Consider the following 16964-nt stretch of genomic DNA (forward strand, 5'->3'; position numbering starts at 1 on the left):
TTCCGGGGTCAGTGGCGGACGAGGCCGGTGAAGGGCGAGTGCAGATCGGCGGGGGTGGTGCGGCGGCGGACCAGCTGGGCGGCCTCCTGGTGGCGGCGGCAGATGCTCAGCTCCGGGGCGCCTTCGGGGCGGCGGGCCCGGCAGGCTTCGGCGTCGGGGACCTCGCCGCTGCCCGTCCGGGGAGCGGAGTGGTAGGCGGCGTGGAGGTGCTCGGCGGCCTGCCACAGGCGGGTGCGGGTGGCCTTGAGGTGGTCGCCCTCGACCGGCAGCAGCGGGGAAACGCGCTGGGCATGCGCGTCGAGGAGGCCGTGCAGCGCGACCAGGTGCTCGTGGAGGGAGTCCAGCTCGGCGCGGGAGGCGACGAGCGGACCTGCGGGGACGTTCAGCGCGCGGTGGAAGTCGATCGCGGCGGTCGCGTACGGGACGAAGTCCTGCGCGGTGGCGGTGGTGGCCGGCATCGGGGTGCTCTTTCGGCGAAGGGGTGGCCGGCATCAGGCGGCGAGGGCGAACGGCAGGGCGGAGGCGGTGAACGCCTCGGCCTGCTGCCAGGTGAGCGGGCGCAGGTCGAGCTGGGCACCGACGGCGGCCGTCTCGACCACCGCGCACGCGGAGCGCAACTGCTCCTCGGTGTCGGCCGAGACGGTCAGCAGGCCGGTCAGGGCGACGTCGGCGTGGCCGGCGATCAGCTGCCGCTCGCGGGCCTGGATGTCCTGGTACTCGACCGAGTCGGCCTCGGAGGCGACCTGGCCCTTGCGGGCGCGCTCGGCCGAGTCGGCGATCACGCTGGCCTTCTTGCGCTGGACGTCGCGCATCGCGGCGTCGAGGTCCTTCGGCTCGTAGGCGAGGGAGACGGTGCGGCGCACGCCGGGGGCGAACATCACCTGGTGCAGGAACCCGGGGCTGGTCTCGGTACGGGGCCAGTTCTCCACCCAGTAGGTGGTGTGGTGGGCGGAGTCAGTCGAGATGTGGTCGGCCTTCTCCACCACGACCACCGGACCGGCCGCTGCCGGGTCGGCCGCCGGGCGGCCGTCCTCGGACCAGCGGTCCAGTGCCGCAAGGGCCTTGGGGTCGTAGGCGGTGCGGGCGACGGCGGCGATCTCGGTGGCGGACAGCCAGCCGTTCGGGTTGAGCCCGGCGGTCCGGGCGGACTGCTCGAACGCCGAGGTCAGCTGCGCGAGGACGCTGAAGCCTCCCATCAGGCCGCCGCCGGCCTGGTTGATCAGCCGCCGGGCGGCCTTGAAGTCCAGCGCGATGGCGACGTAGGACTCGTGGGGGGCGGCGGCCGGGCCCGCGCCGCGGATCAGTTCGTCGTAGAGGGCTCCGGCCAGCGGGGCGTCGGGCTTGCCGTGCTCCTCCCAGTACCGGCGCAGGGCGTCGCCGGAGTCGGGGACGGTCCGCTCGATCACCTGGATTCGGGCGACGTGGCCGGTGCGGGCCAACGCGGCCAGAGAGCGGCCCCAGCCGTTGACGTTGGCGTTCTGGGTGCCGGGGTCGAGCAGGGCGTACGCACGGCTGCTGACCTTCACGACGGCGGTGAGGGTACCGGCGTGCGGGTCGTGGACGGCTCCGTAGCGGCGGTCCGGGGCGGTGAGTACGCGCAGGCTGGCCGCGCTGCCGGGCAGGTGCAGCAGTCCTTCGCGGACCGGCCGTCGGGAGGGGCGGGCGAGCCAGATCAGCTGGCCCCGGAAGCGGCGGAGCGCGTACCGGACGGCGATCGGTGCCCAGTCGGCCAGGGTGCGGCCCCGGTAGCGGATGAGGACGAAGGCGGCGACACCGGCCCACAGGGGTATGAGCTGGAGCGCGCCGACGACGCCGCGCGTGACGAGGACGGCGAGCAGGAGCAGGCCGGTGGCCGAGACGGTGATCAGCTGCGAGGCGCTGAGGCCGAGGAGGATTCCACGGCGGCTGCGGTGCGGGAACTTGACCGACGCGGGAGCGTCGGGCTTCGGGATTGAGGACATCGAGGTTCCAGAGGGGGTGAGCGTGCGGGCGGCGGGCGGGGGCGCGGCGCTCTTCTGGACTTCATGGCCGGACTCCTTCAGCAGAGGGAAAGGGCGGTGGGGCCGGGGTGGGCCGCAGGACGCGGCCCACCCCAGGTGGTGGTCCGGTCAGGAGCCGGACGCGGGCGGCTGGTTCGGGTAGATGAACCTGACCGGGTCCGGCGCGGAGGTCCCGGTGGAAGGCGGTACGGCCGCCGACGGGCCTTCCGGAGCCGGAGCCGGAGCCGGAGCCGGAGCCGGGGCTGACGGCGAAGGCGTGGCTGAGGCCGAGGGTGCAGGCGAACCCGTGCCCGGCGGGGCGACAGTGCCGGCGGTGAAGAAGCCCCCGGTGCCCGGAGTGGCCGAGGCTGCCTGCTCTCCGCCGCCTTCGGCCTGCGGCTGTCCGCCGCCGCCCTCGGAGGACGGGCGGGTGACCAGGGCAGGGATGCCGGGCCGGGTGACCAGGGCCCGTCCGCGGTCGCCGGGCGCGCTCGGGTCCTCGCCGAAGCGGAAGGTTGTCGGCTGCTGGGCGGGGCCGGCGTCGATGCCTTCCTTGCTGATGCGCCCGGTCGGGTCGATGCCGCCGGCACCGCCCCCGTCCATGCCGGGGACCTGGCTCGGCCCCTGCGGCATGGGGGTGCCGGTGCCCATCTGCATCGCGAGGCTGCCTGCGGTCTTCGCAGCTCCTGCCGCGACGGCCATCCCGGCGACGCCGGTGCGGTGGAGGTCGTCGTGGCCGCCGCCGTCGGTTGCCCAGTGGACGAACTTGTAGACGGCGTAGGGGCAGAGCAGCACCAGCACCATGATCACGATTCCGGCCATGGCGTCGGACAACGCGCCGAGGCCGTCCTTGGCGTCCGTCTTGCCGATTGCCGAGACGCCCACCAGGAAGACCACGGTCATCAGCAGTTTGCTGACCACCAGGGTGGCGGTCGCCTCGATCCAGCCGCGCCGCCAGCGCTTGGCCACCTCCCAGCCGCCGCCGGCCCCTGCGAACGCGGCGAGCGCGACCAGGACCAGGACGCCGACCTTGCGGGCGACCATGACGCCCCAGTACAGGAACGCCCCGATGGCGCAGCCGACCGCGACCAGTGCTGGGATCGCCCAGCCGAGGGGGAACATCGCTCCCAGCTCGGACACCTTGACCAGGCGCCTGACTGCGTCGTCCACCGATGTGTTCGCGGCTTTGAACAGGCCGGCGGACAGGGCGTCCACCGTGGTGACGGCCACGGCGGTGAAGCTGATCGCGCAGAAGGAGAAGAGGACGCCGGTCATGGTGCCCCAGGCGGCCTGGGCGAGGGCGCGTTCGTCCCGGCGCCAGGCGGCGAGGATGAGCTGGGCGCAGAACGTGCCCACCGTGAGGATCAGCCCGATCGGCAGGATCAGCTGGTAGTTGTCCCTGAACCACGGGGCGCTCAGGTCGATGGCGGTGGTCTGGTCGACCGCGCGAGCGGCGAGGTTGGTGGCGCTGGCCGCCAGCTCGCCCATGCTCTTGGCGATCCACGCGCCGATGCCGTCGGTGATGGACTTGCCGGGGTTGGAGACGAAGCTGACCGCGTCGACCACGGTGCAGACTTGGCTCATCAGGGGTATGTCGCAGACGCCCACGAAGGGCACCTCCTTCGTGGTGTCAGGGCGCGACGGACGGCATTACGCCGACCAGAGCGCAGGGACGGTCGGGGCGGCACTGCACCGCGAGGGTGGCCGAGCGGTCCTCGGCGCCGCCCTGGGGCGAGCCGTTCCAGGCGATCGACTGCTTGCCGGAGACGGTGACGGCGTAGACGTACGCCTGGGTGATCGCCCCCGGATCGGCCTGCAGCGCGCGGGTGAAGCTGTCGGGGAAGTGCGCCTCGGCCGCGGTTGCGGTGGCGAACTGGCCGGAGTCGGCCATCCGTCCCCACAGCATCGGCGAGGGCACCTGGCGCTCGACCGAGTCGGCGTCGACGTACTGTCCCTCGGTCGTCAGCCACCGGTGGAGCGCGGCTACCAGCTCGGGCTGGGAGTACGCGCGGGTGTCGTACGACCACAGGGCCACCGCCGCCGACTTCCCGAATGCGATCGGGTCACGGGTGTCCGGCGGCGAGGGCAGAGCTGCCGACCGGCCGCTCGGCAGGGCCGACGGCGAAGCCGGTGCGAAGGTGGTAGCGGGCGAAGTCGGCTGTGCGGAAGAGTGGTTGGACGGTTCCCGGTTGTCGCGGGTGAGGTAGGAGAACAGGCCGGCCAGGGCGACGAGCGCCACCAGGACCACGGTGCCCAGCAGCGCCCGGCGGCGCACGAGGGCGCCGCCGGACTTCCCGCTGCGGGAAGCAGAGGAGAGAGAACGTTTCTGCATGATCACTTGACCTGGCTGCCCAGTGCGGAGAAGAAGGCCACCACACCGTTTGCCGCGCCCAGCAGCAGCGCGGCACCCGCACTGACGAGTACGCCCTTCTTGCCGTTGGCCTCGGCCTGGTGGCCGCCCGAGTGGTGGCCCCAGGCCCACACACCCGCGCTGACCGCGAGCGCGCCGACCACCGCGATGATGCCGAACAGGTTCAGCGAGCCCATCACCTGCTTGAGTACCGAGAGGCCGGGCAGGCCGCCCTCATTGGGCTGGATGCCCGGGTCGTAGGCGAGCTGGGTGACCGCATCGGCGAGGTAGGACATGAGAACTCCAGGGGAATGCGGGCACGCGAAGGTGCACCGAAGAGAAAGGGGAAGAAGGGGAGAAAGCGCCGGTCAGAGGACTCGGCGGGCAGCGAGGATGTCCGGCTGCCAGGAGGCGAGGGTCGAGACCTTGACCACGTCACCGGTCTTGGGGGCGTGCACGACGAGCCCGCCGCCGATGAACATCCCGACGTGCTCGGGCCGCAGGGCGGTACCCCGGGTGAACAGCAGGTCGCCGGGCTTCAGGGCGCCGGCGGAGACGGCGGTGCCCTCGGTGACCTGCGTGTAGGTCGTCCGGGTCAAGGTGATCCCAGCGGCCTTGTAGGCCATCTGCATGAGCGAGGAGCAGTCGCACCGGCCCATCGGGTCGGTGCCGTGGGAGTCGGTGCACGAGCCGCCCCACTGGTAGGGCGTGCCGAGCTGGCCGAGCGCCCAACGGATCGCGGTCTGCACCTGGGGCGGTGCGTCGGCCGGGATCGCGTAGCCCTCGGGGAGGGTGCCGGGCGGGATCGTCCCGAAGCCGCTGCCGTCGCCGCCCGCGGTCGAGCAACCGCCGCCCGCCGAAGGGGCGGTGGGAGACGGGGTGGCCGGGGACGGGCTCGCGGTCGGCGACGGTGACGGGTTCGAGCCGTTGCCGGGGTTGGCCAGCAGCGGTGCGATGGCCTGCTGCAACGCCGTCGCCAACGGCTCCCACTTGGCGTAGGCGTCCGGGTAGCCGCTTCGCTGTACCGCCTGGGCGGCCTGGGTGATCGTCATCGACTGCCAGCCGGAGACCTGCTGGAGGCCCTCGTAGAACTTCGTCGAGGCGTACACCGGCTGCATGACCTGCTCCGGTGTGCCCCAGCCCTGCGACGGTCGCTGCTGGAAGAGGCCCAGGCTGTCGCGGTCGCCGTAGTTGATGTTCCGCAGACCGCTCTCCTGGAGCGCGGTCGCCAGCGCGACGACCTGCCCGCGGATGGGGATGTGCATCGCGATGCCGGTGGCTTGGATGGCCTGGGCGTTGGGGATCTGCTCGGCCGGCTTGTCCAGCCCCGCGACGCCCGGAGCGCTGAGCGGGCTCGATCCGTTCAGGATCGCCTTCACCTGTTCGGCGACGGCGGCTGTATCCACAGGCTGTGAATCACTGCCAGGGACGCAGGTGGCGGAGGCGCTTCCGGCGGCGGCGACCACGATCGGCAGGGCCAGAACCAGCGGGCCGACCGCGACGAGGCTGAGGAAGCTGCCCGCAGTCTTCCTCATCGTCGCCGCCGTTCTGCGAAGCGGACGACGGCAGGAAGTGGTGGATCGAGGCAAGGCTGTGCCAGGGCATGCTGCATCGCAGCGGCTCCTCGGGGGTTCGTAGGAGACGCGGTGCCGGCCTCTCGTGCAAAGAAGTCGCCGGCACCGCGCCGGTGGTGAATCCGCCGCTCAGGGCGGGCCCGGGTCAGGGGAGTTGGTAGCTCCGGGACGCCGGTCTCGGGTCATGCGCGGCAGCCAGCCGCGCTCGTAATCTCAGCCGGAACACGAGGTCTCCTCGAAGAGTGCGAAGGGGAGCGCAGACCCGCAGGGTGCCCCGCTGGACGGGACAACACGGATCAACACGAGCCGTCCCGGGCCGAGTTGGCCTCCTGCCCGGTTGGCATGGCGAGACAGTAGACCCGAAGTCCGGCCGGACCAAACAGGGCCTTCACCAGCCACGACTCCCCTCGCGCCGCCGTTAGGTCCGGCCGGGAATCGCGGCTACCGTCCCGCTCATCCCCGCTCCCGGCGGCAGCCGCCGGGCACCGCCGGGAGCGGGTCCACCCCTGCCCTGAGAGAGGCCCCCATGAGCAACTACATCCTCCACCGAGGCGACGCGCTGACCGTCCTCAAGTCCCTGCCCGACGAGTCGGTGAACGCCGTCATCACCGACCCGCCGTACAACTCGGGCGGGCGGACCTCCTCCGAGCGCACCAGCCGCGACGCCCGCGCCAAGTACGTGACGTCCAACTCCGCGCACGACCTGAAGACCTTCCCCGGCGAGAACCGCGATCAGCGCTCCTACCGCTCGTGGCTGACCGAGCTGCTGACCGAGGCGTACCGGGCGAGTACCGAGCACTCGGTCGCGATGGTCTTCTCGGACTGGAGGCAGGAGCCGACGACCAGCGACGCGCTGCAGATGGCCGGGTGGACGTGGCAGGGCACCATCCCGTGGATCAAGCCCGCCAGCCGTCCGCGCAAGGGCGGCTTCAAGCAGTCCGCGGAGTTCATCATCTGGGGCGTCAAGGGCACCCTCGACAACAGCCGGGACCTCTACCTGCCCGGCCACTTCGTCGCCAGCCAGCCCCGCAAGGACCGGGTCCACATCACCCAGAAGCCGCTGGAGATCATGCAGCAGCTCGTCCAGATCTGCCCCGAGGACGGTGTCGTCCTCGACCCGTTCACCGGTAGCGGCTCGACCGGCGTCGCCGCCCTACGCGAAGGCCGGCGATTCGTCGGCGCCGAACTCTCGCCGCACTACGCGGACGTGGCCGAGCAGCGCCTGCGCGCCGAACTGACGCAGGACGACTTCGTCCTCGCCGGACCGGAGGCGTGACCGTGAGAGCCCCGAACAGCCGGCACCGACCGGCCCGCAGACGCACGAGGGCGGCTGGAGCATGAACCTCCAGCCGCCCTCGTCGTTTGGTCAGGCCGCCTGAACCGCCCGCTCGATCAGCGGTCCCGCCTTCTTGAGGTCGGCCGCCGAGGCGATCCGCACCTCCAGGTCCCCGGTGCCCAGGTGCCCGATCCCGCGCATGTCGCGCGTGAAGCCCTCCTCCAGCTCCACCGTGTCCGGGTCCAGGCGCAGGTATGCCAGGATCACCCGGTGCGAGGCGGACGGCCGGAAGATCACGCTGGCCACGTTCTGCAGCCGCCGGTAAGCGATGTAGTGCTTGAGGACGACGGTCTCCACCTCGCCCGACGCGGTGAGCACCTCGTCCAGCTCGCCGTACAGATCCCGGAGACACTCCGGTACGTCGCCGACGACCGGCGGCTCGGCCGCCTCGGCGGCAGCCGCTGGCACCGAAGGCGTGGTCGATCTGCGCCCGGCCGCCGGGCTGACGGCGGCGGAGACCGGCTCGACCAGCTGAAGGCTCAGCAGCCCGCCGTCGAAGATCCGGTAGCGGACCAGCTCGATCGGCCACTGCCGCCCCAGGTCGCCGACGGCCACCCGGTCGTGGTGCGAAAAGCCGGCCGCGATGCACAGCGCCCGGGGAGCACGCCAGTCGATGGAGTCGGCCGCCTCCGGACTCAGCTTCTCCCTGACGAGGGCCTCGAACTCGTGGTGGCTGCTCTTCAACCAGGTGAGATAGGAGACGGCCTGCGAGACGACCCCGCTGTCGTTGCCCTTCTTGAACTCGATCACGACCGGCACGCCGTTCTCGTCCAGGCCCAGTGAGTCCACCCGGCCCCGGTGCCACGGACCGGTCGGGTACTCCGACGCCAGGAACCGGATGCCGAGCATCGCCTCCATGCTCGCCTCCACCCGGCGCTGCAACTGCACCTCCAGCGCCACTGTCGAGCTGCGCAGCTCCACGTCCCGGCCGTCCGCCCCGAGCCGGAACACCTTCAGATCGCTCACCCAGCCCCCTTCGCATGACTGTACGAGGAGACCAATCGACGAGCTGACCTGGATATTCCGCCCTCGGCTGGCAGACCAGGCGGCCCGCGGCCGAGCAGCCCGGAGAGTCTCCAGAATGAGGTGGTGATCAAGTGGCGATAACTGGGAAGATCGCTACCTAGGCGGCTTTCTCGGACAATGAGGTACAAGTTGCGGATCGTCAGGATCGCGTGGGAGAACTACCGTCGACTGCCCGACGGTGAGATCCATGTACGCAACCACATGGTGCTGGTCGGCCCCAACGACTCCGGCAAGTCGAGCGTCCTCCGCGCCGTACACATGTGCCTCGGCATGACCCGCGCCCAGCTGATGGCCGCGGTCAACGTCCGCGACTTCACTGATGCAACCAAGCAGCTGAGGTTGGAGGTCGAACTCTCGAACCTCGAACCCGACGACCTCGCGGCGTTTCCGGACGAGGTGATCGTCGGCGCCTCGAACACGGTCAAGATCGCGATCGAGGCGGACCTCAACCTCGTTGACTCCGAAGGCGATGACGCCGAGGAGACCAAGGAAGTCCGTCGATTCTTCGTCGACGCCGGACACGGGCGCGGGCCCTCGCGGGCACAGTTCGACGCCATCGGGTGGGCTTACGTTCCTGCCGCTCGCTCGCTGGCGCGAGAGCTGGCTGGTGCCGGCGGAACGATGCAGGAACTGCTTGGCAACCTCGATCTGGGCCGCGACTCCGCAGCCATCGAGCAGGCCGCCAAGCAGCTGAGAGAGGCAGTCCAACGGGCAGCAGCAGTAGGTGCGTTCGGCACCGAGCTTGCAACCACGCTCTCCGAGGCGCTGCCGAAGCCCGTGAAGGCCGACCAGGTCCACATCTCGACAGCCGGCGATCTGATCGGCTCCCCCCTCGCGGGGATGACGGTCGCGATCCAGGACGGAGATCACCTGGCTCCCCTGGCCGAGCAGTCCGACGGCGTGCGAGCCCTCTCTGTGCTCGCACTTCTGGGCATGTCCCAGCGGGCAGCCCGAATCGTCGCGATCGATGAGCCCGAGACACACCTGCACACCAGCGCCCAAAGGGCAGTAGCGCGATCATTCCGCAAGGGCGCCGGGCAGCGGCTTGTGGTCTCCCACTCAGCCGCCCTCGTCGGCCAGATGGACCCCAAGGACATCGTGGCGTTCGGCGCCGACCGGAGTCCCCGGCAGCTTCCCGTCGATGCGTTTGCTACGGGCGGCGCTCAGTCTGCCAAGCACTGGATCCCCAGCATCATCGACGCCCTGACAGCACGTCGGCTGCTCTTCGTCGAAGGGTCGAGCGACAAGATCATCTGCGAGGCTGTCGCGGACCTCATCGGCCTATCGCTCGACCGAGTCGGTGTAGCCGTCATCGAGCTTGGCGGCGGAAGCTCCTTCGGTCCTGCGTACAAGGTGCTCGGCCCCACGGGCTTCGACCTGCCTATCTACGGGGTCACTGACGAAGACAAGCGGGACGAATGGGCGAAGGTCATCGGAGCTGACCCGGCGGCGTTGGAAGCCAGCGGCATTCTGGTCTGCAGCCCCGACCTCGAAGCCATGTACGCGAAGGCGCTCGGGCGGGACAAGCTGCTCAAGCAGCTCCTCAAGAGCCCGGACTTCTACGAGGCCGCGATCGTCGCGGCGAGCAACGCCCAAAGCGTGGACGACGTCACGGAGGCAGACCTGATTGCCTTCTGTGGCCACAAGAGAAGGAAGGTCCAGGCGGCTGCTGCGGTTACGGCAGGACTCACCCTTACTGATGCAGAGCGCATGACCGAGCTGTGCGACCACCTTCGGGCGGTGGCGGAGTGAATCCGTCTGTTGACCCGCGCCAGAAGCTGCGCGAGCTTGGGCCCGCCGACCTTCTCGTGGTAGCTCCCGCAGGATGCGGGAAGACCTATGCCCTCGCGGACCGTGCCGCCGGCCTCATCAGGGCTGGCCACATCGCCTCCCCGCGCAAGATCCTCGCGCTTACCTTCTCCAACAAGGCCCGGGACAATCTCAACGCACGCCTACGGCAAGTGATGTCCGCGCGGGAGAGTGCCTCGGTCACCGTGAGCAACTTCCACGGACTGGCCGGCCGGATTCTCCGGGCGCACGGCAAGGTCCTCGGCCTTGATCCCCAGCAGGCGTTCCCCGAGAAGGTGCGAGTCAACCGCCATCGCGAGGCAGCAGGGATCACCTACAGGAACAGCGAAGCCGCCGACCTCGCGCTATCCCAGGCCAAGGTGGGGCTCTGGGACGACGACGAGGTCCTCCGCCGCCTTGCAGCAGCTGGCAACGCCGAGGCACTCCGATACGAATCGGCGCTGCGCGAAGCAGGGCTTATCGACTACAACGATCTCATTCGCTACGGGGCCCGCCTCCTCGCCGACCCCCGAGTGGCCCAGCTCTACCACGAGCACTTCGCCGTGGTGCTCGTGGACGAGGTTCAAGACCTGAGCCTCCTCCAGTTCGGCATGGTCCAAGCGATCGGCGCCGGGCGGACGACCTACGCAGGCGACCCGGCACAGGGCATCTATGCCTTCGCTGGCGCCGAGCCGGACCTCGTCTTCGAGGCAATCCACGCCGTCGTCCAGGAGGCTGTGGAGCTCAACGTGTCCTACCGGTCCAGCCCGGCCGTCCTGGCCGCCGTCAACGCGCTCGCCGCCGAGCTCGGCACCACTCGCCTCCAATGCGCCAGTCCCGAGAAGTGGGGGGACGACGCCAAGGTCGAGGTGGTGATCAGCGAGGATCCCGAGGAGGAGGCCAGCGCGCTGGTCCCCGCGATCCGCCAGCAGCTTGAGGCTCAGCCGGACCTGACCATCGGGGTCGTCGCTCGCCGGACCACGCGGTTGAACGAGCTGATCACCGCCCTCGAAGCCGACGGGATCGCCTACCAGAACTGGCAGCTGGACACGCACCAGCCGGAGATCGTCGGCCTGCTCCAGCGCCACGTGGGCGAAGCCACCGCGCGACGGATCGAGCCCGAGGCCCAGCTTCAACGGTTGGCTGAGCTTTGCCAAGCAGACCTGCCGATCGACGCCGCCGAGGCAAGCGACCACCTGAGCGGTGCAATCGCATCGCTGCGAGAACAGCTCGAGGCGGGAGCGACAGTCGCGCAGGCTGTCGCAACCTGCAGGGCCGTGCAGGACTCGGAGGCACCGGTCACCCCAGGGCTACATCTCCTGACGGGACACGCCGGCAAGGGCCAGGAGTTCGACGTCGTGTACATCGTGGGCCTCGAAGAAGGGCATATCCCGGACTTCCGTTCGACCTCCGACGACGCTCGGCTGGCCGAAGAACTCCGGGTCCTGCATGTCATGGCCTCGCGGGCCAAGACACGACTTGTTTGCACTCGGGTCGAGAACCGGTGGCGCACAGAGGACTGGTACGCGGCAGAGTCGCCATCCCGTTGGTGGGACCTTCTGGCGAACGTGGTCAGCCCACTGACGTGCGCGTAGGGTGCTCGCTGTCAGCGCCACGGCTTCGTCGGCCGCTGGGATCGGCCGAAGCATGCGGATACGCTGGGCGTGCCGGCGACCGGAGTGATCCGTTCGGCGGCAGCATCATCCAGGGGGTGCTTGTAGGGAGCTGACAAGCCCTGCGGGCCGACCTTCATCGCCGCTAGGAGACCCTCCCGGTGGACAGCCGGTGGACGGACGCCTTTGGACGGTGTAGTACGGGGTAACACAGGTCAACCAGCCGCACGTGCTCTGATCAGGCAAAACGTCACGAGACGGCACGGGGCGGCACCACGCAACATGAACCCTCATGGTCTCGTAATGCGTAGGTCTCGGGTTCGAATCCCGAAAGCGGCTCAAGCAAGGCCCAGGTCAGAGATTCTCTGACCTGGGCCTTTTTCCTTTCTCGTCACCCACGGGAAAGGGTGAGCGCGGGTGAGGTGAGGGCCGCTGCCTGGGGTGTGGCGGCCGGAGAAAATTCGTGTGGGCCAGGGCAACCTTTTTGGGGGTGGTGGCAACCAGGTGTTGTCCGGACGGGCGGTCCGGGCAGCGGATGCGGCTGAAAGTGAGCACTGACATGTCCCCTCGCCCCTCCACGTCGTCGGAGGCTTCGCCCCCCGGGGGGCGCGCCCGTCGGGGTCGTTCGTCGTTCGGCTCGGCGCTTCTGGGTCAGCGGCAGACGCATCGTCGGCGGCGGTTGTACCAGCGTCGGGGTTTCTGGGCGGCTGTCGGCCTTGCTGTCGTGGGCGGCTCGGTGGTGGTGGTCAACACGGCCTCGGCGGGAACCGTGAACGTGGACACGAAGCCCTGGTACGTGCTGGTCAACCGCAACAGTGGTGAGGCGCTGGACGGGCTCAACTACGCCACGAACGACGGTGCTGCGGTGGTGCAGTGGGGCCGTCACGACGGGAGCAACCAGCAGTGGAAGTTCATCGACGCGGGTGACGGGAACTACCGGCTGCAGAACCGCAACTCCGGCAAGGTGCTGGACGACTACAACTGGTCGAAGTCGGAGGGCTCCGGCCTGGTGCAGTGGCGGGACCTGAACGGCGCCAACCAGCAGTTCCACCTGAAGAAGTCGCCGGACGGCTACCTGCGTCTGATCAGCCGCTTCAGTGGCATGGCCGTCGAGGTCGAGGGCGGCTCCAAGGCCGACGGGGGCCGCGTCGCCCAGTACCACGACTGGAATGGCGCCAACCAGCAGTGGCTGCTCGTCCCGGTCGGGAGCGCCGACGGGACCGGGGGCGCGCCGGGCTCCGGCAGCACGCCCACCCCCGGCACGCCCACCCCCACCCCGAGCACGCCCACGGTGCCCACCACGGTTGCCACGCCGGGCGGCAGCGGTGCGACGGGCCAGGCCACGAGCGGTACCCGCCCGCCGTCGGCGCCGTCTCCGACCGCCGGTGGCGGTGGAGGTGGAGGTGGTGGTGGCGCCTCGGCGACGCGGTTCATGGGCAGTAGCACGGTGCTCATCGGCGGCTCGATGTCCGACGCCTCGGCGGGCGCCGCGCCGTTCGACGTGCGGTACAACTACGTGCACAGCCAGCCCGCGCCCTCGTCGGACTACTACTCGGCATCGCTCTGCCAGGCCGGCTGGTCGAGCTGGTGGGGCTGCTGGAGCGGTCCCACCACGGCGCCCGGTTTCTACGTGACCTGGGGCGACGACCATGTGGCCCAGGCGACCTACCAGGGCAAGCCGCGCCCGCAGAAGTACTTCTGGACCTGGTACTCGTTGCGCGACCTCGGGGACATGGCGGGCCAGGGCGACGGTCCGGGCGAGGTCGTCGCCATCAACAGGGCGGACCTGTTGACCCGTTACCTGAACGACTACCGCTTCTTCCTGCAGAAGATCGGCACCTCGCAGGACATGATCGACATCGAGCCCGACTTCTGGGGCTACGTCCGCTCGCTCGGCGATCCGCACCAGGTCGCCGCACAGGTCAGGGCCGCGAATCCGACGGACTGCGGATCGCAGGAGAACAGCGCCGGCGGCCTGGCCCAGTGCATGATCGCGATGGCGCACAAGTACGCGCCGAACACCGGCGCGGGGCTCCATCTCACCTGCTGGGACTGGTCGACCAACATGCAGGGGTGCGTCAAGGACTACGCGGCACTCGGGGCGAAGAACGCCGACTTCCTGGTCGCCGACGTGTCGGACCGCGACGCGGGTTGGTACGCGAAGCCGGCGAACGGCGGCCGTGACACCTTCTGGAACGACCAGAAGGCCGCTGCCGCGCTGGAGTGGTACAAGACGATGGCCGAGTCGGTGGGCAAGCCGGTGGTCCTGTGGCAGATCCCTGTGGGCAACATGGCGCAGAACAACACCCTCAACCACTACAAGGACGACAAGGTCGACTGGTTCCTCTCGCACATGGACCAGGTGGCGAACGCGCACGTCGCCGCCCTCCTGTTCGGCCCGGGGCAGCAGGAACAGACGACGGCCGAGACCGACGGCGGAAACCTGATCAACAAGACGATCGCGTACCACAACTCGGGTGGCACGCCGCTCAAGTAGGCGGGTAGCCGGTCGATCGCCCTCCCGGCGGCAGGGCCCAGGTCAGATCTCCTCTGACCTGGGCCTTCTGCGTGTCATGCGCCGCCACTAGGATCGGCCGCCTCCGAGGACTCGTCCGTCGAAAGGCCCCGCCATGACCACCCCGCCGCAGCTTGCCGTGCCCGATATCGCCCGTGGACGGCTGGACGCCTCGCGGCAGGGGCGGCCGTGTTTCACGTCGGATCTGTCGGTGAACGAGTTCGTGTTGCTGGGGGACGCGGGGTTCGAGCCGCTCGGGATGGTGCTCGGCAGCAGTGTGTATCACGTGGGGTTGCAGAGCGCGGGGTGGAAGGTGAGCCAGGAGCTCGGTACCCAGACGCAGGCGATGTACAGCGTGCGTGAGTTGGCGATGGGGCGGATGGAGGCCGAGGCGGCGCAGCTCGGGGCGGACGGTGTGGTCGGGGTTTCGCTGCGGCCGATGAACTACAACTTCTTCAGCGATGTCATCGAGTTCATCGCCGTCGGCACCGCGGTCCGGGCGACCGACGGGAAGAACTACCGGGCGCCGAACGGCAAGCCGTTCACCACGCCGCTCTCGGGGCAGGACTTCTGGACGTTGTGGCAGCACGGCTGGCTGCCGCGCCGGCTGGTGCTCGGCAACTGTGTCTACCATGTCGCCCACCAGTCGCTGCGGCAGACGCTCTCGCAGGTCGGGCAGAACGCCGAGCTGCCGCAGTTCACCCAGGCGCTGTATGACGCGCGGGAGTTGGCGATGGCACGGATGCAGTACGAGGGGCAGCAGCTGGGTGCCGACGGGATCGTGGGGACGGTGGTGGACGACCACCGGTACTGGGGGGAGCACGCGGTCGAGTTCGTCGCGGTGGGGACGGCTGTCAGCCGTATCCGTCCGGACGTGTCGCCGGTGAAGCCCGGTCTCACCCTGCCGCTCAGTGGGTGACGAGCGGCAGGGCGGGGGCGGGGCGGGTCAGGCCAGGTAGCCGCGCTGCAGGGCCAGCACGACGAGCTGGGTGCGGTTGGCGGTGCCGGTCTTGTCGCGCAGGCGGCGCAGGTGGGTGTCGACGGTGTGGCGGCTGATGCCCAGCTGGCGGCCGATGTTCCAGTAGGTCTCGCCTCCGGCCAGGAGGGTGAGGACCTGCTTCTCCCGGGGGGTCAGTGCGGGTGCGGAAACGATGGTTTCGAGCATGTCCAGCTCCTGATCTCTCTGTTCGGACAAGGAACAGCCTCGTCCAGTCCCGGCCCGGCCGCGACGGGGTGGACGCCTCACCAACGTGCCTGACAGTAAGGCGACACGGGAACAGAGCGGGTGAAATCGGGAGAAAAGGGACAGTGGGAGGGATCAGGCGAGGGCGGCGTAGCCGTCGGCCAGGGCCTCGGTGACCTCCGCGCACAGCCCGGCCTCCAGCAGGGTCCCGGCCAGGGCGTAGGTGTCGATCCGGGTCAGTGCGGCGACCTCGGCGAGGTCGGCGGGGGTGCCGGAGAGCAGCAGCCGCAGGGCCGGGGCCGCCACGGCGGGGAGGGTGAGCCGCAGGTCGGCGGAGGTCACGGTGACGGTGTCGTCGGTGGTCTCGATCCGGGGCGGGAAGTCGGTCAGGCAGACCACGGCGGCGGGCGGGCCGAAGGCGCCTCGGGTGATCACCCGCTGGTTCTCCCGGAAGCCGACGCCCGAGCGGTCCAGGAAGCCCGCCCCGGAGCGGGCGAACTCGGCCGGCGGGTGCTGCTCGGCGAGGGCGGTGAAGGCCTGGACGAGCGCCTGCGGGTCGACGCCGGCGGCGAGGTCGTGGCGGAACAGCTCCAGCCGGCAGGCCCGTTCGGTGAGGTCGCGCAGCCAGTCCATGCCGGTGCGCTCGACCACGCCGAAGGTGACGTGCAGCGAGTAGCCCTCGCCGCCCTGGTCGCTGCGGGTCGCGGTGTGCCAGTAGCCGCGCGGAATGCACATCAGCTCGCCCACCCCGAGCGTGCCGCGCCACAGGACCTCCTCACTGCGCCGGGCACCGCGCCGGACCTCGTTCAGCGGGGCCTTGAGCGATTCGCCGCGCACCTCCCAACTCTTGGTGCCGGCCGCCTGGATGACGATCGAGTCGGAGGTGTCCACATGCAGGTCGAACCCGCCGGCGTCGCCCGTCGTGAGGAAGGCGGTGGCGTAGACCTTCGCGCCGGTCAGCCACTGCAGCGCCCGGCAGGCCACGTCGAAGCGGGGGTCGATCTTCTCCAGTCCGCCGACGACCACCTGGCAGCCCTCGCTGAGGAGTTGGCCGAGCCGCTGGGTGTCCACCAGCTCCAGTTCGTCACCCCGCAGGTTGCGTGAGGTCAGGTAGTCGCGAGGCGGCAGGAAGACGCCCTTCTGCAGGCAGAGCACCTGGCCGGGTCGGGACAGCGACCGGTAGGTGAGCAGGTCCAGCAACCGGGGTGCGGTCAGCAGCCGTTCGCCCCACCCGGGCAGCTTCGCCCGGGTGAACTCCGAACCCAGGGTCGGCTGACCGGGTCGGCGCAGTGCCTGCTCCAGGTCCCGAACGAACCGCAGATCCATTGACTTTGTACCTCTCGGGGTTGACGATGCCGGGCAACGACGGATCAGGCCGCCGGGGCCGGTGCGGGTGCGGTGGGGACGACGCTGGTCAGGGCCTGGGTCATCGCCAGGGCGGTGTGGCCGGCCGCGCTGGCGTCGAGCTCGCGCAGGGTCTCGACGATGCTCTCCAGGCGCAGCAGCTCGGTCACGGTGACGTCGTTCACGGGGTGTCTCCTCTGGTTCTTCGGCTGACGTCAACCAGGTTCCCCCGTAGGCGGGTTGGCGGGTAGACACG

The 16964-nt window shown here is 69.9% G+C and carries 15 protein-coding genes; 5 read left to right on the forward strand and 10 right to left on the reverse strand.

Annotation, left to right across the window (positions count from 1 at the left end):
- Positions 1 to 8: 8 nt before the first annotated feature.
- The 6 genes from BS80_RS23265 to BS80_RS23290 form a co-directional block, all read right to left on the reverse strand.
- Complete coding sequence (locus tag BS80_RS23265; RefSeq protein ID WP_035800262.1) at positions 9 to 458, reverse strand: DUF6238 family protein; 450 nt, start codon at positions 456 to 458, stop codon at positions 9 to 11.
- A gap of 33 nt (positions 459 to 491) precedes the next feature.
- On the reverse strand, positions 492 to 1961 hold the full coding sequence (locus BS80_RS23270) for a PrgI family protein (protein ID WP_035800265.1): 1470 nt from the start codon (positions 1959 to 1961) through the stop codon (positions 492 to 494).
- Between the two features lie 147 nt (positions 1962 to 2108).
- On the reverse strand, positions 2109 to 3587 hold the full coding sequence (locus tag BS80_RS23275; RefSeq protein ID WP_035800267.1) for an SCO6881 family protein: 1479 nt from the start codon (positions 3585 to 3587) through the stop codon (positions 2109 to 2111).
- Between the two features lie 22 nt (positions 3588 to 3609).
- On the reverse strand, positions 3610 to 4311 hold the full coding sequence (locus tag BS80_RS23280; protein ID WP_051966948.1) for a hypothetical protein: 702 nt from the start codon (positions 4309 to 4311) through the stop codon (positions 3610 to 3612).
- A 2-nt stretch (positions 4312 to 4313) separates the two neighbouring features.
- Positions 4314 to 4625, reverse strand: coding sequence for a DUF6112 family protein (locus BS80_RS23285; protein WP_035800273.1), 312 nt, complete (start codon positions 4623 to 4625; stop codon positions 4314 to 4316).
- 72 nt (positions 4626 to 4697) lie between these two features.
- Positions 4698 to 5864 carry a C40 family peptidase gene (locus BS80_RS23290; RefSeq protein ID WP_035800276.1) on the reverse strand — a complete coding sequence of 389 codons (1167 nt, stop codon included), beginning with the start codon at positions 5862 to 5864 and terminating at the stop codon, positions 4698 to 4700.
- Positions 5865 to 6429: 565 nt separating this feature from the next.
- Between BS80_RS23290 and BS80_RS23295 the strand changes: the two genes are divergently transcribed.
- Positions 6430 to 7179: a DNA-methyltransferase gene (locus BS80_RS23295; RefSeq protein WP_035800279.1), complete on the forward strand. Its 750-nt coding sequence runs from the start codon at positions 6430 to 6432 to the stop codon at positions 7177 to 7179.
- Positions 7180 to 7269: 90 nt separating this feature from the next.
- Here the strand turns inward: BS80_RS23295 and BS80_RS23300 are convergent, their stop codons facing one another.
- The gene (locus tag BS80_RS23300; protein ID WP_035800280.1) at positions 7270 to 8205 is read right to left on the reverse strand and encodes a DUF5655 domain-containing protein; all 936 of its coding nucleotides are present in this window, start codon (positions 8203 to 8205) and stop codon (positions 7270 to 7272) included.
- Positions 8206 to 8382: 177 nt separating this feature from the next.
- Here BS80_RS23300 and BS80_RS23305 point away from each other — a divergent pair, with 177 nt between their 5' ends.
- The 4 genes from BS80_RS23305 (at position 8383) to BS80_RS23320 (ending at position 15100) form a co-directional block, all read left to right on the forward strand.
- Positions 8383 to 10017 carry an ATP-dependent nuclease gene (locus BS80_RS23305; protein ID WP_035800282.1) on the forward strand — a complete coding sequence of 545 codons (1635 nt, stop codon included), beginning with the start codon at positions 8383 to 8385 and terminating at the stop codon, positions 10015 to 10017.
- Complete coding sequence (locus tag BS80_RS23310; RefSeq protein WP_035800284.1) at positions 10014 to 11648, forward strand: UvrD-helicase domain-containing protein; 1635 nt, start codon at positions 10014 to 10016, stop codon at positions 11646 to 11648. The genes BS80_RS23305 and BS80_RS23310 overlap by 4 nt, the downstream gene beginning before the upstream one ends.
- A 793-nt stretch (positions 11649 to 12441) precedes the next feature.
- Positions 12442 to 14163 (forward strand): RICIN domain-containing protein, encoded by a 1722-nt coding sequence (locus BS80_RS37995; protein ID WP_232246585.1) that lies wholly within the window; start codon positions 12442 to 12444, stop codon positions 14161 to 14163.
- A 229-nt stretch (positions 14164 to 14392) separates the two neighbouring features.
- Entirely contained in the window at positions 14393 to 15100 is a 708-nt protein-coding gene (locus BS80_RS23320; protein WP_198045587.1) for a heavy metal-binding domain-containing protein, read from the forward strand.
- Positions 15101 to 15127: 27 nt separating this feature from the next.
- Here BS80_RS23320 and BS80_RS23325 read toward each other — a convergent pair whose 3' ends face one another.
- The 3 genes from BS80_RS23325 to BS80_RS41010 form a co-directional block, all read right to left on the reverse strand.
- Positions 15128 to 15346, reverse strand: a complete 219-nt coding sequence (locus BS80_RS23325) for a response regulator transcription factor (RefSeq protein WP_035800288.1) — start codon at positions 15344 to 15346, stop codon at positions 15128 to 15130.
- Positions 15347 to 15499: 153 nt separating this feature from the next.
- On the reverse strand, positions 15500 to 16690 hold the full coding sequence (locus tag BS80_RS23330) for a JmjC domain-containing protein (protein ID WP_035800290.1): 1191 nt from the start codon (positions 16688 to 16690) through the stop codon (positions 15500 to 15502).
- 44 nt (positions 16691 to 16734) lie between these two features.
- Entirely contained in the window at positions 16735 to 16893 is a 159-nt protein-coding gene (locus BS80_RS41010) for a hypothetical protein (protein WP_157536522.1), read from the reverse strand.
- Between the last annotated feature and the right edge of the window lie 71 nt (positions 16894 to 16964).

This window comes from Kitasatospora mediocidica KCTC 9733 (assembly GCF_000744225.1).
Lineage (GTDB): Bacteria > Actinomycetota > Actinomycetes > Streptomycetales > Streptomycetaceae > Kitasatospora > Kitasatospora mediocidica.